We start from the raw sequence: 24759 nt of genomic DNA on the forward strand, positions 1-24759 counted from the left end.
AAAAAAATATGAATAAATATGTATAATAATATTTGTAATGCATCACATATATAGTAGATGGATTTAATTTAATAACAAAATACAAATAACCATCCAAATTAGCTGAAAAATTAAAACAGGAACTGTAAAAATCCAAAAAAAGCATAATTGAAATATAATAGGATATTTAACTAAAAAAAAAGAAAAAGAATAAAATTCAAATAATATTAATCTGAATTATTCAATTTAGACTCAAGTTCTTCTAAAGAACAGGTAAAGTTGCATTTTGGAAATCCGCTGCAACCGACGAATTCTCCAAACCTTCCTGAACGTTTAAGGAGAGTTTTTCCACATTTAGGACATTCCCCTATTTCTTCAGGATTATGGTTTTTTGTAGCGGCAGCATCCTTTCCACAATTCGGATCAAGACACATTTCCCTTCTGTTCTTACCCTTACCCGCAGCAATCATTGGAAGACCGCATTTTTCGCATGTCTTTTTAATGACACTGGCATTTCTAGGAATTGAATATGTAACATTACAGTCAGGATAATTGGTACATCCAACAAATTTACCATAGCGGCCGGATCTTTTAACAAGTTTTCCGCCACAGCTGCACTCACCAATGATGTTACTGAGCTGATAGGCCTCATATAGTTTGGATCCTATGCCCTTAACGTTTTTGTTGATGTCATCCAAAATCTCCTTGACATCCTGTTCGCCTTCATTTACAACACTGTCTCTTGTGGTTTTATCCTGGTTGATTCCTTCGAGCTTATTTTCCAAATCCCTAGTTAGTTCTTCGCTTGTTAGGTTATTACAGTAGGTATTTAATGTATCGATTAGATGCTCACCCAATGCATTTACTTCGATTTTAGTTCCTTCTATATATTTCCTGTCATAGAGCTTATCGACAATATCTGCACGGGTTGCCTTGGTTCCGAGGTTTTTCTTTTCAAGTTCCTTTATAAGAGAAGCCTGATTATAACGGGCAGGAGGTTTAGTTTCTTTTTCATCCTTAATAAGCTCCTTGACACTCATCAAATCTCCCTCTTCAACATCAGGGAAAGGTTCATTGTCAATCTTTCTGAAAGGATAATGTTCCATCCATCCTTTATATGTAACCCTTCTTCTTGAAAACTTGAATTTTTCACCTTCAATGTCCAAAATGGTTTTCATGGTTTCAAATTTGGCTGAATCGAAAAATACTGCTATAAATCTGTAAACGATTAAATCATAAATCTTCTGTTCATCCTTGTTTAATTTGGATGTAGGTAAAATTCCTGTAGGGTGGATTGGAGGGTGAGCTGCATCCTCTTTTTTACCATTGTGAGGTTTTAATTTTGAAGGCAGCTTGTCAATATGCTTTTTAAACTCTGAATTGGCAGACAGTTGCTTGAATATATTTGCAAAGCCCAAACTTTCAGGTAATTTTTGAGATGATGTACGTGGATAGGAAGTATAACCTGCACTGTAGAGGTTTTGAGCTGCAACCTGAGTTCTTTTAGGTGAAAAACCAAACACATTATAGGCTTCTGCCTGAAGTCCGCTTAAATCAAAAGGAACAGGAGGTTTGGTTTTGGAGTTTGAAAGAGTGATTTTATCAACTGTAGCATCCTTGCCGTTGCATTTGTTAAAAATTTCTTCAGCACGCTGTTTATCAAAGATATTTCCGTCAACATGCTTTATTTCAATATCTTCAAAGTCAAGAATAGCCCTTAAATTCCAATAAGGTTCAGGAACAAAATCCCTGATTTCCTTTTCACGGTTTACAAGAATGGAAAGTGTAGGAGTTTGAACCCTACCTACAGACAATTTCAAAAACCTGTGCTTGGTTTTTTTAACGGCATCTGAAAGAGCAATTGAAAGATTCATTCCGAAATAATAATCCAGGATATGTCGTGCAATACCATTGTCGACCTGGTGCATGTCAATGTCAATTCTGTTTTCATAAGCATCGACAATGTCCTTTTTTGTTAATGTGGAGAATTTCATTCTTGATGACTTATTAAGGGAATCTTCACCGCAGGCATATTTTAAGGCATTATAACCAATTAATGTTCCTTCAACATCATAATCGCAAGCATGGATATAAGAATCAGCACCTTTTCCAAATTTTTTAATTGCATTGAGATAATTTTTAGTAAAAGAACTGCTTTTGCTTGCTTCGTAGGACGGAACCCAATGAAGATTGAATGATACTCGGTATTTTGAATCCTTAGGCAGCAATGAATACAAATGTCCAACACCAGAAACGACAGTAATATCCTTTGAATCCCTTGTTAATTCCCAATATTTAACTTTCTTATTATATACTTTCTTTTTGGCACTTGATGAAAGTGCTTTTGCTATTTTTTCAGCAGAACTAGGTTTTTCGCAAATTATTACTTCACGCATTCTATCTCTCTAAATCACAATTTTTTATAAATATATTTTAATAAAATTTATCATATAAAAATATTACGATTGAGATTATGAAAAGAAAATCCTCAACAAAATATTCAAAAATATGATGAAAATATAAACAATAGTTGAAAATAAGTTAAAATTGATTTTAAAATTAATTATAAGATAAAAATAAATTAGTATATTTATAGAGAAAATTATTCTTTTTTAGGAACTACTTTTTCTTCTCTAAAAAAGCTGTAAAATTCAGCACAAAAATCGCAAATAGGATACTTTCCATTACGATAATAAGCAAGTTCAGAATTGTTCATGTCAAATTCCTTACCGCATAAAAAACAGGTTTCGATTTTTTCTTCAGACATTATATAACCTAAAAAAATAAAAAAATAGAGGTTAATTGCTTAACCTATATTATATTTTTGCAAGAGTAAGATCTCTTCTGTGGAAACTTTTCCACCTTGTTTAAATTTAGCAAAGATTTCTTCAGCTCTTTCTTTTTCTTCACGGTTTTTGTTACCGCCGGAACTGCCTTTGTTTTCATTTCTTCTTTTCTTAGGTTTGTTGGAACCTAATTTTTTGTTGATAACATGAATGTCGCTTAAGATAGCTTTAAATTCTTCATGTTTAGCAGAAGCGTTTTTACGTGCTTCGATGAATTTTTTATGAGCTTCGTCAGCAGCAGTTCTAATATCATCAGTTTTTCTGAAGTAGGTGAGCATTTCTTCGTGAGCTTCTTGAGCTTTTTCAGAAAGTTCAATAACTTTTTCATGTTCTTCTTCAGATACTTTTTTGAGTTCTTGAGCTTCAGCTTTAACGGATTCATCTTCATGAATTTCCATTAACTGTTTTCTTAAATCATTTGCATTTTTAACAAGCTGATTTTCTTTTTTAATGTCTAAAACGCGAGTTTCAATGATTTTATCAATCTTTTTGATTTCATTTTCTATTTTGATTTTATCGCGTTTACCTGAAGACCATTCGAGATTTTTGATTTTATTATTAGCTTCGTTACGAGCCTTTTTAGCAGCTTCAACTTCTTTGTTGATTTCATTACGCTCGTTTCTGTATTCAATAGCTTTATTTAAGTTTTCTTTCAATGATGCATTTAATTCATCACGGATTTTGCGTTGTTCTTTAGCTATTCTATTGAATTCTTCCCTTTCTTCTGCAACTTTGGAGATTTCAGCTTCTTTTTCATCTTTTTGTTTTCTTACACCTTCCATGGTGTCAGCAAGAACAAATTCAGATTTAGGGAGTGCTTTTTTATCTTCTTTCTCTTTAGCTTCTTCAGATTCAGCAGGTTCTTCAGCAGCTTCGGTTTCTTCGACTTCTTCTTCAACAGCTTCAGCTTCTTCAGTTTCAGCAGGTTCTTCAGCAGCTTCTTCTTCAGCAACTTCTTCGTTGTCTGCAGCTTCAGCTTCTTCTGCATCTTCTTCAACAGCTTCTTCGTCGTCAACAGCTTCAGTTTCTTCTTCAGTGGATAATTGATTAAGAATTTCATCTAAGACTTTGCACAAGTCTTTTTCATCTACTACTACATCAGCAATTTCTTTTACGGAATCTTTTGCATTGAATGCAATTCCGCAGCCAGCTGATTCAATCATGGAAATGTCGTTTGCGCCATCTCCAACAGCAACTACTTCATCTAAAGTAATTCCTGCTTCTTCAACATGGTCTTTTAATACATCTAATTTATTACCAGATACTAAAGGACCAGTCACTTCACCAGTTAATTTACCATCTTCGACTGTGAAACTATTAGTATAAACTGTGTCAACACCGAGTTTATCTTTTACTTTTTCAGCCACTACATCAAAACTACCACTAATGATAGCTACATCTACATCTTTATCTTTTAGACATGCGATGGTTTTTTCAGCGCCAGGCATTAATGGAAGATCATCAGCAACTTTCTCGATGTCTTCAATAGAAGTTCCTTCAAGAAGTTGAACTCTGTCTTTAATAGAAGTTTCAAAGTCTATTTCACCTTGCATAGCTTTTTCTGTAATTTCAGCTATGTCTTCTTCAACATTTGCTAATTTACCTATCTCATCTATCGCTTCACCATCAATAATAACGTTATCTAAGTCAAATACTACAAGTTTAATCAATAATACCACCAAATTATATTAAATCTAGCTCACTTAATCTATCGTAAGCTCTTTCGACGCCTAATTTAGCATCGCTACGTGTTTTAGCTCCAGTACATACAACTTTTCCGGAACCAAATAATAATAAGACCACTTTAGGATCAGATAATCTGTATACTAAACCAGGGAATTGTTCTGGTTCATATTCAGTATCTTCAAGTTCTAAAGCTACAGCCTCTAAGTTTAATGTGGATTCTAAGTTAGCAGAAGCCACAATGTTTTGAATTTTAATTTCAAATTCTTCAGGAATGTCAGTATCGACAGTCCTCATTAAATCTACAGTCTTCTTAATAGCAATTTTAGAATCATCTATAGATTTTGCTCCAGTACAAACAAGTTTACCAGACCCAAAAATTAAAGCTGCTGTTTTCGGTTCTGGAAGTTTGAAAACTAGACCTGGAAATTGTTCACGATTATATGAAACGCCCTCTAACGCATTAGAGCTTTCAATTTCTTTTAAATCGATGTCTTTACCAATGCTTGCAGAAGCCACAATGTTTTCTATTTTTATATCAACATCGGTCAACTTAAAACCTCCAATTCATTTTTAAAAGTAGAATAGTAAAATTTAAGAAAACAAAAAAAATATGTTAAATTTTTACTATTAAAATATATAGTTTATATAGTATATAAAGGTATGTTTATTTGAAATAATTAAGAAAAATTTTTAAAAAATTAAAAATTTTAAAATTATTAAATAAAGTGCTGTATATATAAGAAATGTAAAAAAGTATATTAATAAAACTTATTTATAAATGTTACTAATTTTTAGTATTTTTTTAAATAAAATAGCCCTACACAATAATTTTTGAAATCGTTTTTATTTCATATCAGTTTAAATATAGAAATCATCACTGTAATTAAGCAAAATTCAACACAGTCTATAAAAAACAAAATACAGCAAAAATGTTTAATAGTCAATGAATATTTAAGCAGACGTAATAATAAAATGTAAAGAAAACAGATTTAATTAAAATGCTACTTTTTAATCCATGTCTAATCAAAAATACAGTGCACATATGGAAAACATGCCAAATTATTAAAATTAACAAATTCAAATATTAAACATGATTAAGTTAACCTGCATGATACTATGATTGAAGTTGAAGTAAAAGCAAAAATAGACAGTTTTGAAGAAATAGAAAATAAACTCGAGAAGATAGGCGCACAAAAAAGCAAAAAGGAATTTCAGGAAGACATCTACTTTAACAGCCCCGTTGTGGATTTTGCAAAAACAGATGAAGCCCTGAGAATAAGAACAACAAAGGAAAATGACAAAACAAACATATTCATAACCTACAAAGGACCGAAAATAGACTCTGCATCAAAAACCAGAAAAGAAATAGAAATGGGAATTGATGATGCTGAAAAATGCTCACAAATCTTTGAAGAAATAGGATTTAAGAAAGTGAGAACCGTCAGAAAAAACAGACAGTATTATACATACAAAAATTTTGAAATATCTTTAGACGACATTGAAGGTCTTGAGCCATATATGGAAATAGAAATTGGACTGGATGACAATGAAGACTATTCTGATGCTCAAAATAAAATATTCGAGTTATTTGAAAAATTAGGCATCACAGACGGATTTGAAAGAACATCCTATCTGGAGCTATTAGAAAAGTTATATAAATAATATCCGAATTATATTAATATAGTATAAATTAATTTAAGAAGTGATATATTGCAATATTTTATAAGTCATTATAATAAAGAAACAGAATTGACATTTCCTGATGACATTACAATTTATGACACAACTTTAAGAGACGGTGAACAAACACCAGGAGTCTGTTTTAGCTTTGATGAAAAAATGGAAATCGCAAGAAAACTGGATCAGTTTAAGATACACCAGATTGAGGCCGGTTTTCCAATAGTTTCCGAAAAAGAAAAGGAAAGCGTAAAGGCAATAGCAAATGAAGGATTTGACGCTACAATTCTTGGATTGACCCGGACAAAAGCTGAAGACATAGATGTTGCGCTTGACTGTGATGTGGACGGAATTATTACATTTGTCGGAACATCAGACATTCATCTGGACCATAAAATGCACATTACAAGACAGGACGCAATAAATTTATGTGAAACTGCTGTAGACTATGCAAAAGATCACGGTTTATTTGTAGCATTTTCAGCAGAGGATGCAACAAGGACAGATATTGACTTTTTAAAACGCATATATGGTAAAGCTCAGGAATGTAAAGCTGACAGAGTACATATTGCAGACACTACCGGAGCCATTACCCCACAAGGAATCAAATACCTGGTTGAAGAGCTTGTAAAAGATATCGATATAGATATCGCAGTTCATCTGCACAATGACTTCGGACTGGCAGTAATAAATTCAATTACAGGAGTTTTAGCAGGTGCAAAAGCTGTATCAACAACAGTCAATGGTATTGGAGAAAGAGCAGGTAATGCATCTCTTGAAGAACTTATCATGGCAATGAAAATCCTTTACGGAAAAGATTACGGATTCAAAACCAAATACATCAAGGAATTATCCGATTTGGTATCCGAAGCCAGCGGACTTCCTATTCCATACAACAAGCCGGTTGTTGGAAACAATGTGTTCAGACATGAATCAGGAATTCACGTTGATGCAGTTATCGAAGAACCTTTATGCTACGAACCGTACCTTCCGGAACTGGTTGGTCAAAAAAGACAGCTTGTTTTGGGAAAACATTCAGGATGCAGAGCAGTCAGAGCAAAATTGAATGAATGCGAACTGGACGTTAGTGATGAAGAACTCATCGAAATCGTAAGACAGGTTAAAAAATCCAGAGAGGAAGGAAAATACATTAACGATCAGGTATTTAGGGAAATCGTTAAAAAATCAAAAAAATAGGTCATGATTATGAACATTACTGAAAAAATATTATCCAAAAAAGCGGGTCATGAAGTCACTCCAGGAGAGATAATCGAAATTCCGGTCGATCTTGCAATGTCACATGACGGAACAAGTCCCCCTGCAATCAAAACCTTTGAAAAAGTAGAGGACAAAGTATGGGATCCTGAAAAAATAGCTATAATTTTTGATCATAATGTTCCGGCCAATACAATCGGTTCTGCCGAGTTTCAAAAAGTCTGCAGAGACTTCATCAAAACCCAGAAAATCACTAAAAACTTTATTCACGGCGAAGGAATTTGCCACCAGGTAGTTCCTGAAATGGGACTTGTTGAACCGGGAATGGTAGTGGTTGGAGCAGATTCACATACCTGTACCTATGGTGCATTTGGAGCATTTTCAACAGGAATGGGTGCAACAGACCTTGCAATGGTTTGGGCAACCGGAAAAACCTGGTTCATGGTTCCGGAAGCAATCAGAATGGAAATTGAAGGTGAATTAAATCCATATATTGCTCCTAAAGACATAATCCTAAATATCATCGGAGAAATAGGAATCGCCGGTGCAACATATAAAACTGCAGAATTCTGCGGACCTACAATTGAAAACATGGGCGTTGAAGGAAGAGCAACCATGTGTAATATGGCAATTGAAATGGGAGCTAAAAACGGAATAATGGAACCGAACCGTGACGTTATTGATTATGTCTGTAAAAGAACCGGTAAAAGCGAATCCGAATTAAACATTGTAAAATCAGATGAAGATGCAATATACTCACAGGAGATGCACTTTGACATTTCCGATATGGAACCTCAAATTGCATGTCCGAATGATGTCGACAATGTTTGTGACATCTCAAAAATCGAAGGAACCATCATTGACCAATGTCTGATTGGTTCCTGTACAAATGGAAGACTATCAGACTTAAAAGATGCATGTGATATCTTGGAAAATCAAAAGATATCCGATGACATCAGATTATTAATACTTCCTGCTTCAAGAGAAATTTACAAAAAGGCAATGCATTTAGGATACATTGATACATTCATAGATGCTGGAGCCATCATCTGTAATCCGGGCTGCGGACCATGCCTTGGAGGACATATGGGAGTATTATCTGAAGGAGAATCATGCATTTCAACAACAAATAGAAACTTTAAAGGAAGAATGGGAGATCCAAAGTCTTCTGTTTACCTTTCAAATTCAAAAGTAGTAGCTGCTTCAGCAATTACAGGCGTTATTACAAATCCAAAAGACCTTTAAGTGATTTAAATGACAATAAGAAAAAACGAAGCAAATAAGAGACTCATTGAAAAAATAAATGATTTAGAACAAGAATACGGCAAAACATTTTCAAACACGCAAAAAATCCTATTGACAACAGACGGGTCCATTACTGCCATTTTAGATGTACTATACGGTAAAATCGGCTTATTTACCATAGACCAGCATTTTGGAATCGCAGATGAGAGTCATGCAAAACTGGTGAATGTTAATGCAGGGGATGAAATCAATTTCAGAGAAGTTATAATGCATAAGGGAAAACAGCCTCTAATATATGCAATATCCCACGTTCCATTAGGCCGATGCAGTGAGGAAATCTGTTCCGATTTACTTAGAGCAGACATACCTATTGGAAGAATATTAAAAAATTATAAAATAGAATCCAGAAGGGAAATCAACAATATTTACATTGAAAAGCCAAATGAAATGTTAAAAGACTTATACAAAACAGATGAAGATTTTTTAGCTCGTGATTACGTTATAATCAACAATAACGAAATATTAATGTGGATTAAAGAAATGTTTCCAGTGAGCTATTTTACAGAAATATAGAGGAGTTAAAATGAATTCTAAATATGAAAGACTACCCAATCAGGTCAGGGAAAAAATAAACCAACTAGAAAAAGAAAACGATATGAAACTGTCAACCCTACAAAAAATACTTGTCTCCATAGAAGGGCCAGTTGTCACAACTTTAGATATTTTATATGGTGACCTTAACGTTTTCATATTAGATCAGCACATGGAAAAGGCAGACAAATCAGTAGCAGAAAAACTCGATATAAATGAAGGCGATGAAATAGATTTAAGAGAAGTAATTCTCCACAAGCACGGTCGCCCTCTTGTTTACGGATTTTCATACATACCAAAAGACAGATGCAGCAATACCGTTATTGAAAAATTACTTAGTGAAGACCACACCACGGGCAGAATACTTCTGGAGCATGAAATAGAAACAATAACAAAAATAGAGAAAATTTACCTAGAAGAACCTGATGAAAAGCTTCAAAATCTTTTCCATACTCCAGGAAAAATGTTAGCACGTGACTATATAGTAATACACAAGAAAAATATAGTTCTTTGGTCAAAAGAAGCATGTCCTCTAAGTTACTATAATGAATAGGTGATAATTTGGGTGTTAAACTAAAAGATATTGTAGAACCAGAAAAAATTGATTTTAAACATTTAGAAGGTAGAGCCGTCTCAATTGATGCGTTTAATACCCTCTACCAATTCCTATCCACAATAAGACAAAGAGACGGAAGACCATTAACCGATGAAAACGGAAACGTCACATCACATTTAAGCGGTATACTATATAGAAACTCCTCAATGATTGAAAAAGACATCAAACCAATTTATGTCTTTGACGGAAAGTCTTCAGAACTTAAAAGTGAGACTCAAGCCAAAAGAAGAGAAGTCAGAGAGGAAGCAGAGCAAATTTATAAAGAAGCATTAGCCGAAGGAGATACAGAAAAGGCACGCAAATTTGCAATGAGATCATCCAAACTGTCTCCTGAAATTATCGAATCTTCTAAAAAATTACTGACATTAATGGGAATACCTTATGTTGAAGCCAAAGGTGAGGGTGAAGCTCAGGCAGCTTATCTTGTAGCGAACGGTGATGCATATGCAGTTGCTTCACAGGATTACGATTGCCTGCTTTTTGGAGCGAAAAGAGTTGTAAGAAACCTTGCTGTCAACTCAAATTTAGGTAATCTGGAATACTATGAGCTGAACAAAGTATTAAAAGAGCTCAATATTACCCGTGAAGAATTGATTGACATGGGAATTCTAATCGGAACTGATTTTTGTGAAGGCCTTAAGGGAGTCGGTGCAAAAACTGCACTTAAACTGGCCCATAACGGACAGCTAAAGGAAAAAATTGCAGAACTTCAAAAGGAATCCACCCACGATTTGGATGAAGTAAGAGAGCTGTTTTTAAACCATAATGTTAATACAGATTATAAAATCAAGTGGGAAAAACCAAAAAAAGATGAACTGATTGAATTTTTATGCTTTGAACATGGATTCTCACAGGAGAGAGTTTCAAAAGCATCTGACAAACTTAAAAATTTAAGTTCATCACAGGGCAGTCTTGATGCATGGTTTTAATTATATTTATATATTAAATTGAACTTATTTTTAATTGGATTCACATATTGGATATAAATGCAATCTACCACCACACACCCCAGATTGCGCAAACACAAAATAGCAGCTGTAATGGATGCGGTGAAAGCTATTTTACCCAAATATCCAATGAATCCTAGTATTGATGGCTTCTCACCACCCTTAACCCAGGAGTCATCAATATCTATATATTATAATTATTTTTAAAAATAGAATTTAATATGGCGGAAAATCCTTTCCAAAAACTTTTTCAGCATATTCCATTGCCAATTTAACCTGAGGAGCATATTCAGCTGAAATCTGTCTTTCAAAATGACTTCTTGAAGGAGATTTTAAAATAAGTTTCAAAAGATTTTCATAAGTTTCAACAGCCTTATTTTTATCAAAATCATACTCTTCAATAATATCGGGAGTTAACTTTTCAAAACAGGGAATTTCCAATGTTTTACAGACAGTTTCGGTTGAAAAATAAGTCATTCTGATTAAAGGGGAAACCGAAGATACAAGTATATGATTTTTTACCTTAATCAATGGAGGAATACCTGTCTTTTTATATCTCTCCATAGAAGTTAACTTATTATAGTTTTTAAGATTATAACAGTGAAGTTCAGTGTAAAAATCAGGTTCAAAATAGTTTATCAGATTTAAAATCTTCTGGCCGATTTCAGATTCATAATATTCCTTTTTGATTGTGGAAATATATGGAGTTTTATCAAAATTGTAAAAATAGAATTGTCCGCAAGATAAATCCTCTTCTTTTATTCTTTCAATGAATTTTAAAGAGGTTACACCTTCATTTCCGTGAACCCCACCAATAAAGAGTTTGGTTGGACCTTCACCATTGTCAATGTATCTGAAATAAGACATAAAAAAAGAAAATTTGAAGGAATTATGTTCCTTCCTGCCAGTTTGCCAGGTATGCTTTTTGGCTGTCTGTTAAAGAATCTATTTCGATACCCATAGCGTTTAATTTCATACTGGCTACTGTGTAGTCGATTTCATCAGGAGCTTTGGTTACTCCAATAGGCATGTCGTTTTCGAGAATGTGTTTAGCTGATAATGCTTGTACAGCGAAACTCATGTCCATGATTTCTGCAGGGTGTCCTTGACCTCTTGCTGCTGATAGGTTTACTAAACGGCCGTCTGCTAAAAGGTAAATTTTACGTCCGTCTTTGGTTGTGAATTCTTCGATACTTTCTCTTACTTCTTTTACTTCAGTTGAGATTGCTTCGAGGTCTGGTCTGTTGATTTCTACATTGAAGTGTCCGGAGTTTGCAAGCATACATCCGTCTTTCATGTATTTGAAATCATCACCGCATATAATGTCTGCGTTACCGGTTACGGTAATGATTAGGTCTGCTTGTTTTACTGCTTCTCTGATGGTCATTACTCTGTATCCGTCCATTCTTGCTTCTAAAGCACGGATTGGGTCAACTTCGGTTACAATAACGTCTGCTCCGAGACCTGCTGCTCTGAGTGCTAATCCACGACCGCACCAGCCGTATCCGCATACAACAACAGTTTTTCCTGCAATTACCATGTTGGTTGTTCCCATGATTGCATCGAAACTTGATTGTCCGGTTCCGTATCTGTTGTCGAATAAATATTTAGTGTATGCGTCATTAACTGCGATTACTGGGAATTTTAATGCTCCGTCTGCGTGCATTGCTTGTAATCTGTGTACACCAGTTGTGGTTTCTTCACATGCTCCTTTGATGTGGCTTAACAATTCAGTTCTTTCGTTATGAAGAACCATAATCATATCTGCACCGTCATCAATAATGATGTCAGGTTTGTGATCTAAAACCATGTTAATGGTCTGGTAGTATTCTTCGTCGTCCTGTTCTCTCCATCCGTAGACGTTTAATCCTAAATCAGCTGCTCCTGCAACTGCATCGTCATGAGTGGATAAAGGATTACAACCGGTCATAGCCACTTCAGCTCCACCAGCCATCAAAGTTAAACCCAAGTTAATGGTTTTAGGTTCCAAGTGTAAACAGGACCCGATAGTAATTCCTTTGAAAGGCTGAGTTTCCAAATAATCTTGTTTGATTTGTTCTAAAACAGGCATGTGTTTTTGAACCCATTCAATTTTACGTACACCTTCAGGTGCAAGGGACATATCTTTAACTTTACTCATAATATCATTCCTTAAAATAATGAATATAACTTTTTATAATTTTTTGGCTACAATACGGATGACGTAAGGGTTGTCATCTTTGTATACTGCCAAATTATTATCTTCAATTTTATATACGATTTCGAAGTTTCTGGATTCGAGCTTGCTTATGATTTTTGCTAAATCCATATATCTTCTGTAGTGATTTGTGAAGTTTTCTGTTTCACTTAAAGCTCTTCCCTGTTTGAACATAGGGTCATTCATACTTCTTGCTTCAAGTAAAAAGCAACCTCCTTTGCATAAATTTGATTCTATCCAATCAAGAGTTCTGTCTTCTTTTCTTTCATTGATTGAATGGAAGGTAAATCTGGAATAAACGTAATCAAAATTAGTATTTTTAATATCTTCAGATTCTGTGTTAGCCAAATTTGTAAAGTCATCACAAACAAATAAGATGTTTTCTTCTTTGTGATGTTCATTTAAATAATCCACTTCTGTTTGAACTTGGTCGATAGCTATTACATTTATACTATTTTGTGCGAAATAAATACTGTCTCTTCCATTTCCGCATCCAAGTTCTATTAAGTTTTTGTTTTCAGTTAATTTTGGTAAAATAAATTCAGCAAATGATGAAGCATCAGTTGGCTTTGAATTTTTAGCATAATATTCAGTCCAATATTCTTTATCGTCCATAAACATATCACTCCTATTGATACGATATTATTTATATTTCTATTATTATATATAGATAAGCATAAAAAGAGGGTTTTTTGAAAATTTTTAAAAATAAAAAATTAAATTAAAATATTTCAATTTCATCAAAAAGATCTGAATTTGAACAAAAAATCGTGATGAGTTTGCCATCCCTGACAAATGAAAATGAACAGGCATCTGAAAGCTCAGTATAATATCCGTCATATCCCATCATATTAGTTTTATTGCCCCCCAGCTCCTTTAGAGCCTTATTTACATCAACACTGCCGTCTGTGGAATATGTAACGTCAATCTGAATGTAATCGCCAGAGTTTTCCCAGAAGCCTGAAACATACTTTACATTTCCCTCACTTTCGTCCCCGCTTAAATTATCATTAAGCTCATAGTCACCGGGAATGCTAAAAGAAAATTCATCCACCTGAATATCCTGGCTTTCACCAGAATCCAACATAGTAACTGCACCAACACCAATGACGGCTATTACCAGAAAAACAACTACAATTATAATTGGATTTTTATATTTTTCCAAAAAGCTTTCATTTTTTGGATTTTTAATCTTTGCACCGCAGTTTCTGCAGAAATATTCATTTTCCAGAATTCCATTTCCGCAATTGGGACAATGTCTGGTGCCAATCTGGTGATTTGGTCTGCCGCAGTCAGAACAGAAAAGTGCTGTCTCTTCAATGTATGCTCCGCAGTTTTTACAGAATTTTGTCATGAAATCACTTAAATGAATATTTCCTTTTAATACAATAATTAATTTTTGGGTATTTTTAAATTTATTTTTTTAAAGCACTTATCGAAACCTCTAAAAAAATCCTAAAAAACAAAAACTTTAAATGTAATGATGAAAATAAATATATTTGTTAGATGCCGGGGTGGCTCAGCTGGTTAGAGCGCACGGCTCATAGGGTAATATAGCGTGCTCTAGCTTATTCCTGGGATACCGTGAGATCGCGGGTTCGAATCCCGCCCCCGGCATCCTTATATCCCAGGAACCCCCATCTTAATACTATTTTTAAAATATTTTTTCAAATCATAACAATTTAATACTTTTTTTATATAATATATAATATGAGGATTTGAAAATGCTATACAATAAACTTGGAAAAACAGGATTGGAAGTTTCAAGACTTGGTTTTGGAACAATGAGGCTTCCAACAATTAATTCTAACGATGAGATTAACACCGAAGAAGCATCAAAAATGCTCAAATATGGAATCGAAAACGGAATTAATCTCATAGATACTGCCTACCCGTATCACAGCAAAACTTTGGAAGGCAGCGGAAACAGTGAAAGATTTGTAGGAGAATTTTTAGCTGAAAACAGCTTAAGGGACGAAGTTTACATCTCAACAAAATCTCCGTCATGGGCAATTGAGACCAAAGATGACTTCTCAATGTTTCTTGACGAGCAGCTCGACAAACTCCGCACCGACTACATTGACATTTACCTGCTTCACTCCCTGACCGTGCCTGACTGGAACAAAGTTAAAAATCTGGGCGTTCTGGACTTTTTGGATGATTGCCTTTCATCCGGGAAAATAAAGCATGTCGGATTTTCATCACATATTGAAATAGACTACCTGATTGAAATTATTGACGAATATCCGAAATGGGAAGTTGCACTGACACAAATGAATTACTTTGATGAATATTATCAATCAGGAGTAATGGGTCTTGATTACCTCAAACAGGTCAATATCGGAAGCATGATTATGGAACCTCTCAGAGGAGGAAGACTGGTTCAAAATATCCCAAAAGAAGTTAATAACTTATGGGACATGGCAGAAGTTAAAAGAACACCTGTTGAATGGGCTCTGCAATATTTATGGAATAGAAATGATGTTGACTGTGTTTTAAGCGGAATGACAACTTTAGAACAGGTTAAACAAAACATTGAAATAGCATCAAAGCCCGATAAAATCAGCGACTATGATCAGGAATTAATAAGAGAGGTTGCAAGAACCTACAGAGGATTTTTAGGAAACCAATGTACCAGATGCGGTTATTGCATGCCTTGTCCCCATGGTGTCGATATAATAAACTGTTTAACAGAATACAACATTGCACATATGTTAAATGACCCTAAAGCCAGTGCAATGCAGTATTTTACATTGATTGATGATGATTCAAGAGCAGACAGTTGCGTTCAGTGTGAAGAATGCATACCGTTTTGTACACAGATGCTGAATATTCCGGAAGAGCTTCAAAAAGTATATGAATACTTCGGAAGCGAATTTGACCATTTCTAGGTGGAAAAATGGAAGATGATAACAGATATTGGCAAATCATGACCCGCCAGATGCCAATTGTAAATAAAGAAGAGCAAGAAAAATTCAAGAATGCAAAAATCACTGTCATCGGATGCGGAGGAATTGGAGGTCAGACCATCGAAATGCTGGCAAGATTAGGTGTTGGCGAGCTGATTTTAGTTGATGAAGATGTATTTGACTGGACAAACTTAAACAGACAAACACTTGCAAGTACTGCCGAAATCGGATGCAAAAAAAGTGATGTTGCAAAACAAAAAGTCGAACTGATAAATCCCTATGTTAAAGTTAAAAGTTACAACCAGCATGTCGACAGCTCAAACATCGATGAAATCATCAAAGACGCAGACATTGTCATTGATGCGCTTGATAATGTCCTCACACGAGTAATTGTTTCAAGAAAGACAAGAGAATATAAAATTCCATACATTCACGGAGCAATTCATGGAACATTAGGCCAGATTACAGTATTTTTAGCAAATACAAAAAGTTATGAAGAAATGTTCAACCTGCCATCCCTGGGAAAGGAATTGAATAATGATGTGACTGAATGTTTAAAAAATATTACATCAGGAACCCCTCCGGCTCTCGGACCTACACCCAATCTGATAGGCTGTCTTGAAGCTATGGAAGCCTTTAAAATAGTAACCGGCCTTGGAAAAGTTACAGTTGCACCAAAAATATTGACATTTGATTTAATGGATTTCAATTCTTTTAAAATAGAAGAAATCTAAAAACAAATCACTTTTTAAAACTTTTTTATATTAGATTGAATATTTTATAATATTATTAAAAAATTATTAAATTATATTTAATAAATTAAATTAAACATATACAGTGATATAGTAAAAATTAGAGAATAGCTATATCTAATTATTTTTTTTCAAAATCTTTATATAGTAATAAATAAAGATATTTATTTAATAGGAAATATATTTCCGACATTTAAAACTCAATTTTATAAGCATTCGGAGCTTGATTTAGATGAGCGATATTCCAGAAGAAAAAATACAACTCATAAAAGAAAAAATGAAAGAGGATAATATCAAATTTATCCGTTTACAATTTGTTGATATCAACGGAACTGTAAAAAACATTGTCATTCCTTTCAATGGCGAAGACATGTCTGAATTATTTAATGAAGGAATGTTATTTGACGGATCATCCATTGCAGGATTTGTTGGTGTAAATGATAGTGACCTTGTCTTAAAACCAGATATTAATACCTATTCCAGACTGTCATGGAGACCTGAAGAATCCGCAACATGCAGATTTATCTGTGACATATGGACTGCTGATAAAAAACCTTTTGCAGGAGACCCAAGAGGAGTACTCAAAAAATCCCTTGCACACATTGCTAAAAGAGGCTTGCAATACAACATCGGCCCAGAACCTGAATTCTTTATTGTAGACATTGATGAAAACGGATATCCTATGCCCTACGATGATGCAGGATACTTTGATGTTGAACCTTTAGACAAAGGCCCTGACTTTAGAAGAGAGCTAACCTTAAACCTGGAAGACCTTGACTTTGAAGTTGAAGCTTCCCACCACGAAGTGGCACCTGGACAAAACGAAATAGCATTCAAATTTAAAGACGCTCTTAAAACCGCTGATGCAGTAATCACATTTAAACAGGCTATCAAAGCTATCGTAGACAATATGGCTACTTTTGATCAGATGGATTACAGAGTAACATTCATGCCTAAACCGTTCTTTGGAGTGAGCGGAAGTGGAATGCACTGTCACCAGTCAGTCTTTAAAGGAGATAAAAACCTCTTTTCAGATCCTGATTCAGAAACAGGCCTTTCCAAAGACGCACTTTACTTTATGGGAGGATTGCTTAAACATGCTCCTGCAATTACCGCAATTACAAACCCTATTGTTAACTCATACAAACGTTTAGTGCCTGGTTTTGAAGCTCCAGTATACAGAGCATACGGTCTTAGAAACAGATCCGCATTAATCAGAGTACCGGCAGCACGTGGAAAAGCTACACGTATCGAATACAGATCACCTGACCCTGCATGTAACCCTTACCTTGCATTTGCAGTAATGCTTGAAGCAGGAGTAGACGGAATTGTAAATAAAATTGACCCAGGTGAACCTGTAGAAGATGACATCTACAAAATGACACAGGAAGAAAGAGAAGCAAGAGGCATTAAAGTATTACCAACCAGTTTATGGGAAGCATACCACTCATTAGAGGAAGACCCAATGATACTTAATGCCCTGGGACCTCATGTCAGCGAAAAATTCCTGGAACTCAAATACCAAGAATGGGACGAATACCGTGTTCAGGTATTCGGATACGAACAAAGAAAATATTTAGATATCTAAATCTAAATATTATTTTTTCTTTTTAAAAATTAAAGTAGGCCTTTTCATGTCAGAAACAGAACATAAAATGATTGAGATATTACGCATTTTGACTCAGCACGATAAACCTATCGGGTCTAAATTAATTGCTGACGAACTAAAAAACAAAGGATTTAATTTAGGCGAGCGTGCCGTAAGATATCATATGCAGATATTAGATGAAAAAGGCTATACTGAAAGAATCGGGTATGCCGGAAGGCAGATTACCGAATTGGGTCGTGAGAAATTAGAAAAGGGTCTGATATATGACCAGGTCGATTTCATTCATTCAAAATTTGAAGAAATGATTTATTTAACTGACTTCAACTATATGACACAAACCGGAAATGTTGTAGTCAACACTTCAACCATTTATAATGAAGAATCCATCAATATAATGAAAGAAATTTTTGAAAGTGGTCTTTCTGTTAGCCCTTACATCAATTTAAATAAAGTTAAAAATTCAGATGAAATTGAAGTAACAACAATATGCGGAACAACTATAGACGGAATACTGCTCAACGAAGGAATTCCTTCACAGCTTAAATACGGAGGACTTCTTAAAATTGAAAATTCACAACCCATCAAATTTACAGAATTAATATCATACAAAAAGACATCCATAACACCTTTGGACGCATTTTCAATGGCTTCACAGACATCAGTTCTTGATGTAGTTACAAAAGGAAACGGAACCATTCCTGCAAACTTCAGATTGATTCCAAGTATAGGGCGAAAAAAGGCAGTTTCAATAATTGATAAACTGAAAAATATTGGAATAAATGGAATTATAAGCATTTCACATGACGGAGAAGACATTCTGGGTCTGCCCGTACCAAACGGAATGGTTGGAATAGCAATCGTAGGCGGAATAACACCTTTCTGTGCAATCAAAGAGTTGGGAGAACCGATTGACATAAAAATAGCCGAAGAGATAATGGACTTCAAAACATTACATCCAATTACAAGCAAAATAGAACCTATATTGAAACATCCTCAAAGCAACAACCAGCCAAAAATTCCATTTTTGCTTCCGAAATCATGGAATTTAATCCAGCAGGTTAATTTTGATGTTGAAAAAAGAAAAGGAGACATTATTGCAAATGTTTCTTATATTAGCAAAGACAATTTGGATAAATCAATGAGAATAATGGAGGAAACATACAATTCCGATCCTAAATACATTAATCCTTATTATAAACTTATTGACCATCCTACAGATGATGAAAAAATAGGAATAGCTACCATCTGCAGTTTAAGTATAGACGGACTTTTAATAAACAATGGAATAATGTGCAATCCGATTTATGGAGGATTGCTTGAGCTTACAGAACCGCCTCTCTTCATTGACCTAATATCATATAGCGGAACAACCCTTGACCCTCATAAGATATTCATATCAAAAAACAAGACTACAGTATATAAAAATCAGGGTGCTAAAAAGATATTAGCCAGTTTCAAAGAAATTCCTTATGTTTCCCGCGAATATGCAGTTTATCTATTGGACATATTGAAAAACACAGGATTTTCAATTTATAAAATAGGAAAACCACGAGAAGTAACCTACAATGCAAAAGCAGATAATTATAATTTCGGTGTTGTAGCCGGAAGTGGACTCAATACAATAGCTGCAATAAAGGAAAATGGAATAGCCATTCAAGTAAAGGCTATTGAAAAATTAATACCTTTTGAAAAAATGGATAGACTGTAACTAAATTACAGTAACATCCACAGCTTCATCATTTTTAGGATAGTGAACAAATTCTATAATATCCTCTTCTACTTCATATACATCTATTTCAACTGTAGCTCCAAGGTCGCTTTCATCAAGAGAAACAAGTAACCTGAAGCCCGGTTCACCGAAATATTCAGAAAAATCAACGTTTAAAACTTCTCCTTCTGCGAATATTCGGTTGTATGAAATCTCAATGTTATCATGAATTTTCACATTTTCTTTTAAGTATTTTACTGCTTCTTCTGTTGTTAATTCCAAATCTTTCATGATAATCAACTCCGATATATAACAATATATTTTATCACATATAAAAGTTTGTATTCATACGAACAAAATAATTTTTCAATGAAAAATGAAAAGTAAAAAATAATAGAAAAAAAAGAGTAATTAAAGTACTTCAATGATAAGTTCCTTATCATCATGAATGTGGCGCATTTCAATTAAATCTTCACCAATTTCGTTGAAATCAACTTCAATGGATTGATTTAATATTTCACCAGTCAGTTGTAAACCGACTCTAAGACCTTCTCCTGTTACTTCGTCTTCTTCTGTAATACCTAAAACTTCACCAGGAGCAAAAATACGATTGTAAGAAATTTCTAAAATATCTCTAACTTTAACATTGTTTCTAACATATTCAATAGCTTCTTCCAAGGTCATTTGAACTTCTTCTACCATAGTATCGCCCATACAATTTTAAAAAAAGAAAAAAGAGAAAGGAATTATAAATTCCTGTATTCTCTGATTGAAGTATATTCGTCGTCTAATTCACCGTAAGTAGCTAATTTATCTTTATTAGCTTCAGCACCTAAGTAAAGGTTACCTTTACCGTTGAGACCAATATCTCCAGTGTAGTGAATATATTTACCTTCGAAAGTAACACCATCTACTTCAGGGTCTACAACAATTCCGTTGAGGACGAATCCTTCGAGTAATCTTCCAAGGAATCCGTGGATAACAATGTTACCGTTTTTCATTTGTCCACCAGGCCAACGGTTTACGTCACCGTCAATTTCGATGGTACCTTTGGTCATGTGAATACCGGCTAAGATATCACAGTTACCTTTAACATGAATTTTACCACCAGTTAAACATTCACCACATTGTTTTCCAGCATTACCGCCAACAACGATTTGTCCACCGGTCATACCTCTCCATTCACCAATGTAAGAAGCACCAGTAAATTCTTTGGTGTTTCCTTCAATTTCAAGGTATCCTCCGGACATTTCTCTTCCTGCGTGAGCTGCTGCGTTACCTTTAACGAGAATGGATCCACCAGACATTTCAGCTCCAACGTGTAAATCTACACTGCTGTTACATACGATGTTTCCACCGCTCATTTTACAACCGATGTATTTTACTCTGTTTAAATCTCCGTTTAAAATCATTTCAACTTCATCAGGTCCGTTAGCTTCTCCTTCAACAGTTACTGTGAAGAAGTCAGTAAGTGGGAATCTTGAGTTTCCAATTGGGACTTGATATTTAGCGAAATCTGCTTCGGTCCATGAATAAATTTCATCTGGAATTAATTCATCGAATTCTAAAGCGATTGAAGAAGTTTTGATTTGATCAAATGTAATTGTTTTCACAATAATCACCCCTATTTACCATCAACATCAACAACGATTGGGTTGGATACGTAGTGGTCATGTACTGGGTAGTTTTCCCATTTGACTGAGTAGTATTGAGTAAAGAACGGCATAATGTTGTCGATAACTTTTTGTTCGTTTTGTTCCCATCCTTTTACGTTAACCCAAATGTTTTGACTTTCTTTAACTTTAACAATTTCTTTATCTTTTACTAAGATTTGACCATCTTTAATAGTGTAATCAGCAACATTGAAACCTTTTTCGATTTCTGCAGCTTGTCTGGATGGATCAATTTCATTAGGATTTATGTCGTATACTGCAATGTCTGCTCTGTAACCAGGGGTGAGTGCACCTCTGTCAGTAAATCCGTAGATTTTAGCTGGAGCAGCTCTGGAAATAGTTGCAATATCGTAGAAATCGTATTCTCTGTCGAGAGTTGCAAGGGTAGTTCTTTTTTCTGCCCATTTGTGAACTTCTCTGTTTTCAATCATTTCCATTCTTCTTTGGTTACTCATCAACCAGGAGATAATTCTAGGATATCTAGTGAATGGACCTGCGTTAGGGTGGTCAGTAGTTAAACATACTTTCCATGGGTCGTCAATGTGTAAGAACAATTCAAGACCGATAGCCCATTGTAATGTGTTAACAGGGTTTTTACCAGAGTAGATACATGGAATAATACCAGCTGCGGTTTCACATTCAATATCTTTGTTGGTCCATTTAAGACCGGATAATTTGAATAAGTCGTATTCCATAGGAGCGTCTGCAGTCATGGTAGTGGTTTCATCTAAAGTTACTTGACCTACATCACAAGTTATGTGGTCGTTTTTGTTAATGTATTTAGCAACTTCTTCTGCACCTGATCCTGCATCTTTCCAACTGTTACCAGTGTAAGAGTGGAATTGTAAGTGGCAAACGTGCATAACTTGATCTCTGATTTCGGCTGCTTTGGAACCTTTTTTAACGTCTTTAACAGCGTCCATGGTTTCGATAGTAGTTGGTACGTTACCAGGGTGTCCTAAGTCGTTAGGGTGAATGTGGATAGAGTGAGGTAAGTTTAACATTTCGTTAGCTTTTGCTAATGCGATGATAACTTCTTTGGAAGTTACGTCAAAGTAAGGTGCTTTGTCGTTTACACCGTGTACGTTCATACCCCAACCCCATGCTTCACTTCCACATGGGTTTACGATTTTAATTCCGTAACCTTTGGATATTTTTAACCATGCAGCTACGAATGCTGCGATGTCTTCAATATTGTTATCTTTTGCATATTCCATTACAAACCAGTTGTTACCGAATAATGGCATAGCTGGAATATCAATTTGTGGAATAGTTGCAATTTCTTCGTGAGTGTGTTTTGCTTCAAGAGGAGGCATAGCTGCTTCTACAACAGTACCGTAACCTAATCTTGAGTATCTGTAACCGGTTGCAGGACAACTTGGAATGGAGAATCCAGATTCTGATCTGATTACTTTAGTTTTTTGAGTAACACCTCTTCTGGAATCTTCAGGTCTGTATAATCTTCCTACTACTAATTTAGGACCTGCAACGTGTGCGTGAGGGTCAATACCTGCTGGCATGACTATTTTATCAGTAACGTCTAAGACTTTAGCATCTGCGGAAACATCATCAACGATAATGCCATCTTTAAACATGACATCTTTCTTTTCCCCATTGATTTCATTAGCTGGGTCGTAGACAATACCATTTTTAAGAATATATTCCATTATATCACCTTTAGAGTGCGTTTGGATTTGGCACATATTTTGGAGCTACGTTTGGCTCTTCTCTGAGTTTCATTACTCTTTCTTTCAATTCACGGACAATCCATTCGTCATCACGACAGGTTTCTGGTTTGTCGATAGCTTTTTTCATGTAAATAGGAACTCCATCCATACGATAACTGGTACCAGCACATTCTACAGCAATGAATGAACCTGGTAATACTACATCAGCGAGTTCAGTTGATGGACCCCAGTGAATATCGATTTGAATAACAGGAATGTTAGCTAAGTGTTGGTTTGCTCCGTTAGGGAAGTGAGCACCTGGGTCAGCTGCAATAACCATGAAACAGTCTGGTTCTTTTCTTACTAATAAATCGATAGTGTTGGTTTCACCCATCATATATCTTGGGTATCCTCTACAGTAGTCAACACCGAAAGCGAATCCACATTCGAATGCCATGAAAATGTTGAATCCGTTTACGTTAAAGTGACCTCTCATTGGAGTAAGACCCCATTTACTGTATTTGTTTAAGTCTTGTACCATTTTAATAGCGATATCAATGTTTCTTTGTTTTGATAAAGTATGGGTTAAACCTAAACCGAAGAAGAGAACACCGAATTCTGCATTTTTCATTTGTTCAGCTAATTCGTAAATATCTTCTTTAGGAATTCCGGAAATTACGTCTTGGTATAATTCTTTTCCTCTGAGTACAGCTCTAATAGCATTGTAGAAACCGTAGTCCCCATTTTGTTCGAATCCTACCCACATATCTGAACATTTTGCGGTATCTGAGAATTTAGGATCCATAGTGACAACAGTTCTGTCGAATCTTCCTCTTTGTCTGAAGTATCCACGACAGAATACAGCATATCTTGCCATGTGTCTTGGGTGAGAGTTCATAGCGTTACTTCCAGAGTATACAATCATATCAGCTCTGTTTTGAACTTCTCCTAAAGTTTGGATAGGGTAACCTGCGTTTTGTACAGCTTGGAGAGAAGGACCGTGACAGATAGTAGCTTGGTTATCTAATACTGCACCGATGTATTCACCTAAAGCTACACCTTCTTTCATACATTCAGTAGAGGTTTCAGACCAACCGTAGAATACTGGTCTAATGGAATTAGCAATATATTCAGCAGCTTTGTCTAAAGCAGTATCCCAGTCTACTTCTTTGAGTTCTCCGTTTTCATCCCTAACCATTGGAACAAGTAATCTTTGATCCATATCTTCCATAATTTTACTTGCTCCTAATCTGCATGCGTGTCTTACAGCAACAACATGATTATTTTTAACTAAGTAATCTAAATCGTCACAGTTACAACCACAGAATGCACAGGTACAATTTTCAACAATGTAATCATAATCAGTTACAGGTGGTTCATAAGTCATGGTCAATCAACTCCTCCCATTTACGTCCGTGATAAACAGGTAATTCACCTAAAGA

At 35.0% G+C, this 24759-nt stretch carries 23 protein-coding genes and 1 tRNA gene; 11 read left to right on the top strand and 13 right to left on the bottom strand.

What is annotated here, in order from left to right:
• Window positions 1–206 precede the first annotated feature (206 nt).
• The 4 genes from topA to QZU75_RS04370 form a co-directional block, all read right to left on the bottom strand.
• Window positions 207–2375 (bottom strand): DNA topoisomerase I, encoded by a 2169-nt coding sequence (gene topA / locus QZU75_RS04355; RefSeq protein WP_296881788.1) that lies wholly within the window; start codon window positions 2373–2375, stop codon window positions 207–209.
• A 206-nt stretch (window positions 2376–2581) separates the two neighbouring features.
• Entirely contained in the window at window positions 2582–2746 is a 165-nt protein-coding gene (locus QZU75_RS04360) for a hypothetical protein (RefSeq protein ID WP_296881789.1), read from the bottom strand.
• A 39-nt stretch (window positions 2747–2785) separates the two neighbouring features.
• Entirely contained in the window at window positions 2786–4495 is a 1710-nt protein-coding gene (serB, locus tag QZU75_RS04365; RefSeq protein ID WP_296881790.1) for a phosphoserine phosphatase SerB, read from the bottom strand.
• Window positions 4496–4508: 13 nt separating this feature from the next.
• Window positions 4509–5060 carry a TATA-box-binding protein gene (locus tag QZU75_RS04370; protein ID WP_296881791.1) on the bottom strand — a complete coding sequence of 184 codons (552 nt, stop codon included), beginning with the start codon at window positions 5058–5060 and terminating at the stop codon, window positions 4509–4511.
• Between the two features lie 567 nt (window positions 5061–5627).
• Between QZU75_RS04370 and cyaB the strand changes: the two genes are divergently transcribed.
• The 6 genes from cyaB to fen are packed head-to-tail and all read left to right on the top strand — an operon-like array spanning window position 5628 to window position 10784.
• Window positions 5628–6173, top strand: coding sequence for a class IV adenylate cyclase (gene cyaB, locus QZU75_RS04375; protein WP_296881792.1), 546 nt, complete (start codon window positions 5628–5630; stop codon window positions 6171–6173).
• A 48-nt stretch (window positions 6174–6221) separates the two neighbouring features.
• Complete coding sequence (locus QZU75_RS04380; RefSeq protein ID WP_296881793.1) at window positions 6222–7385, top strand: homocitrate synthase family protein; 1164 nt, start codon at window positions 6222–6224, stop codon at window positions 7383–7385.
• Between the two features lie 9 nt (window positions 7386–7394).
• Window positions 7395–8648: a homoaconitase large subunit gene (gene hacA, locus QZU75_RS04385; protein ID WP_296881794.1), complete on the top strand. Its 1254-nt coding sequence runs from the start codon at window positions 7395–7397 to the stop codon at window positions 8646–8648.
• 9 nt (window positions 8649–8657) lie between these two features.
• Window positions 8658–9221: a chorismate pyruvate-lyase family protein gene (locus QZU75_RS04390; protein WP_296881796.1), complete on the top strand. Its 564-nt coding sequence runs from the start codon at window positions 8658–8660 to the stop codon at window positions 9219–9221.
• A 10-nt stretch (window positions 9222–9231) separates the two neighbouring features.
• Window positions 9232–9792, top strand: coding sequence for a chorismate lyase (locus QZU75_RS04395; RefSeq protein WP_296881797.1), 561 nt, complete (start codon window positions 9232–9234; stop codon window positions 9790–9792).
• An 8-nt stretch (window positions 9793–9800) separates the two neighbouring features.
• Window positions 9801–10784, top strand: a complete 984-nt coding sequence (gene fen, locus QZU75_RS04400) for a flap endonuclease-1 (protein WP_296881798.1) — start codon at window positions 9801–9803, stop codon at window positions 10782–10784.
• Window positions 10785–11018: 234 nt separating this feature from the next.
• On the opposite strand, the gene QZU75_RS04405 is transcribed toward fen, so the two are convergent.
• The 4 genes from QZU75_RS04405 to QZU75_RS04420 all read right to left on the bottom strand — a co-directional run bounded on the left by QZU75_RS04405 (window position 11019) and on the right by QZU75_RS04420 (window position 14353).
• Complete coding sequence (locus QZU75_RS04405; protein ID WP_296881800.1) at window positions 11019–11669, bottom strand: DUF2119 domain-containing protein; 651 nt, start codon at window positions 11667–11669, stop codon at window positions 11019–11021.
• A gap of 22 nt (window positions 11670–11691) precedes the next feature.
• Window positions 11692–12942, bottom strand: coding sequence for an adenosylhomocysteinase (locus QZU75_RS04410; RefSeq protein ID WP_296881801.1), 1251 nt, complete (start codon window positions 12940–12942; stop codon window positions 11692–11694).
• 33 nt (window positions 12943–12975) lie between these two features.
• A complete protein-coding gene (locus QZU75_RS04415) occupies window positions 12976–13614 on the bottom strand; it encodes a class I SAM-dependent methyltransferase (RefSeq protein WP_296881803.1) in 639 nt (212 codons plus the stop codon).
• A 106-nt stretch (window positions 13615–13720) separates the two neighbouring features.
• Window positions 13721–14353 (bottom strand): zinc ribbon domain-containing protein, encoded by a 633-nt coding sequence (locus tag QZU75_RS04420; protein WP_296881805.1) that lies wholly within the window; start codon window positions 14351–14353, stop codon window positions 13721–13723.
• Between the two features lie 154 nt (window positions 14354–14507).
• Here QZU75_RS04420 and QZU75_RS04425 point away from each other — a divergent pair.
• The 5 genes from QZU75_RS04425 to QZU75_RS04445 all read left to right on the top strand — a co-directional run bounded on the left by QZU75_RS04425 (window position 14508) and on the right by QZU75_RS04445 (window position 19977).
• A tRNA-Met gene (locus QZU75_RS04425) sits at window positions 14508–14616 on the top strand.
• Between the two features lie 107 nt (window positions 14617–14723).
• Complete coding sequence (locus QZU75_RS04430; RefSeq protein WP_296881807.1) at window positions 14724–15890, top strand: aldo/keto reductase; 1167 nt, start codon at window positions 14724–14726, stop codon at window positions 15888–15890.
• 8 nt (window positions 15891–15898) lie between these two features.
• The gene (locus QZU75_RS04435) at window positions 15899–16642 is read left to right on the top strand and encodes a HesA/MoeB/ThiF family protein (protein WP_296881809.1); all 744 of its coding nucleotides are present in this window, start codon (window positions 15899–15901) and stop codon (window positions 16640–16642) included.
• A 250-nt stretch (window positions 16643–16892) separates the two neighbouring features.
• Window positions 16893–18248 carry a type I glutamate--ammonia ligase gene (gene glnA / locus QZU75_RS04440; RefSeq protein ID WP_296881810.1) on the top strand — a complete coding sequence of 452 codons (1356 nt, stop codon included), beginning with the start codon at window positions 16893–16895 and terminating at the stop codon, window positions 18246–18248.
• 46 nt (window positions 18249–18294) lie between these two features.
• Window positions 18295–19977: a DUF128 domain-containing protein gene (locus tag QZU75_RS04445; RefSeq protein WP_296881812.1), complete on the top strand. Its 1683-nt coding sequence runs from the start codon at window positions 18295–18297 to the stop codon at window positions 19975–19977.
• Here QZU75_RS04445 and QZU75_RS04450 read toward each other — a convergent pair whose 3' ends face one another.
• The 5 genes from QZU75_RS04450 to QZU75_RS04470 all read right to left on the bottom strand — a co-directional run bounded on the left by QZU75_RS04450 (window position 19978) and on the right by QZU75_RS04470 (window position 24704).
• Window positions 19978–20268 carry a DUF2097 domain-containing protein gene (locus tag QZU75_RS04450; RefSeq protein WP_296881818.1) on the bottom strand — a complete coding sequence of 97 codons (291 nt, stop codon included), beginning with the start codon at window positions 20266–20268 and terminating at the stop codon, window positions 19978–19980. It abuts the gene before it with no gap.
• A 120-nt stretch (window positions 20269–20388) separates the two neighbouring features.
• The gene (locus QZU75_RS04455) at window positions 20389–20679 is read right to left on the bottom strand and encodes a DUF2097 domain-containing protein (protein ID WP_296881813.1); all 291 of its coding nucleotides are present in this window, start codon (window positions 20677–20679) and stop codon (window positions 20389–20391) included.
• A 44-nt stretch (window positions 20680–20723) separates the two neighbouring features.
• Window positions 20724–21599, bottom strand: a complete 876-nt coding sequence (locus tag QZU75_RS04460; RefSeq protein ID WP_296881815.1) for a formylmethanofuran dehydrogenase subunit C — start codon at window positions 21597–21599, stop codon at window positions 20724–20726.
• A 2-nt stretch (window positions 21600–21601) separates the two neighbouring features.
• A complete protein-coding gene (locus QZU75_RS04465) occupies window positions 21602–23320 on the bottom strand; it encodes a formylmethanofuran dehydrogenase subunit A (protein ID WP_296881819.1) in 1719 nt (572 codons plus the stop codon).
• 7 nt (window positions 23321–23327) lie between these two features.
• Window positions 23328–24704, bottom strand: coding sequence for a formylmethanofuran dehydrogenase subunit B (locus QZU75_RS04470; protein WP_296881817.1), 1377 nt, complete (start codon window positions 24702–24704; stop codon window positions 23328–23330).
• Between the last annotated feature and the right edge of the window lie 55 nt (window positions 24705–24759).

Source organism: uncultured Methanobrevibacter sp. (assembly GCF_902764455.1).
Classification (GTDB): Archaea; Methanobacteriota; Methanobacteria; order Methanobacteriales; family Methanobacteriaceae; genus Methanocatella.

Coding starts and splice junctions, on each gene's coding strand:
- topA (WP_296881788.1), bottom strand. CDS start 2,375: ATGCGTGAAGTAATAATTTGCGAAAAACCTAGTTCTGCTGAAAAAATA.
- QZU75_RS04360 (WP_296881789.1), bottom strand. CDS start 2,746: ATGTCTGAAGAAAAAATCGAAACCTGTTTTTTATGCGGTAAGGAATTT.
- cyaB (WP_296881792.1), top strand. CDS start 5,628: ATGATTGAAGTTGAAGTAAAAGCAAAAATAGACAGTTTTGAAGAAATA.
- hacA (WP_296881794.1), top strand. CDS start 7,395: ATGAACATTACTGAAAAAATATTATCCAAAAAAGCGGGTCATGAAGTC.
- QZU75_RS04390 (WP_296881796.1), top strand. CDS start 8,658: ATGACAATAAGAAAAAACGAAGCAAATAAGAGACTCATTGAAAAAATA.
- QZU75_RS04395 (WP_296881797.1), top strand. CDS start 9,232: ATGAATTCTAAATATGAAAGACTACCCAATCAGGTCAGGGAAAAAATA.
- QZU75_RS04405 (WP_296881800.1), bottom strand. CDS start 11,669: ATGTCTTATTTCAGATACATTGACAATGGTGAAGGTCCAACCAAACTC.
- QZU75_RS04410 (WP_296881801.1), bottom strand. CDS start 12,942: ATGAGTAAAGTTAAAGATATGTCCCTTGCACCTGAAGGTGTACGTAAA.
- QZU75_RS04415 (WP_296881803.1), bottom strand. CDS start 13,614: ATGGACGATAAAGAATATTGGACTGAATATTATGCTAAAAATTCAAAG.
- QZU75_RS04420 (WP_296881805.1), bottom strand. CDS start 14,353: ATGACAAAATTCTGTAAAAACTGCGGAGCATACATTGAAGAGACAGCA.
- QZU75_RS04430 (WP_296881807.1), top strand. CDS start 14,724: ATGCTATACAATAAACTTGGAAAAACAGGATTGGAAGTTTCAAGACTT.
- QZU75_RS04435 (WP_296881809.1), top strand. CDS start 15,899: ATGGAAGATGATAACAGATATTGGCAAATCATGACCCGCCAGATGCCA.
- glnA (WP_296881810.1), top strand. CDS start 16,893: ATGAGCGATATTCCAGAAGAAAAAATACAACTCATAAAAGAAAAAATG.
- QZU75_RS04445 (WP_296881812.1), top strand. CDS start 18,295: ATGTCAGAAACAGAACATAAAATGATTGAGATATTACGCATTTTGACT.
- QZU75_RS04450 (WP_296881818.1), bottom strand. CDS start 20,268: ATGAAAGATTTGGAATTAACAACAGAAGAAGCAGTAAAATACTTAAAA.
- QZU75_RS04455 (WP_296881813.1), bottom strand. CDS start 20,679: ATGGTAGAAGAAGTTCAAATGACCTTGGAAGAAGCTATTGAATATGTT.
- QZU75_RS04470 (WP_296881817.1), bottom strand. CDS start 24,704: ATGACTTATGAACCACCTGTAACTGATTATGATTACATTGTTGAAAAT.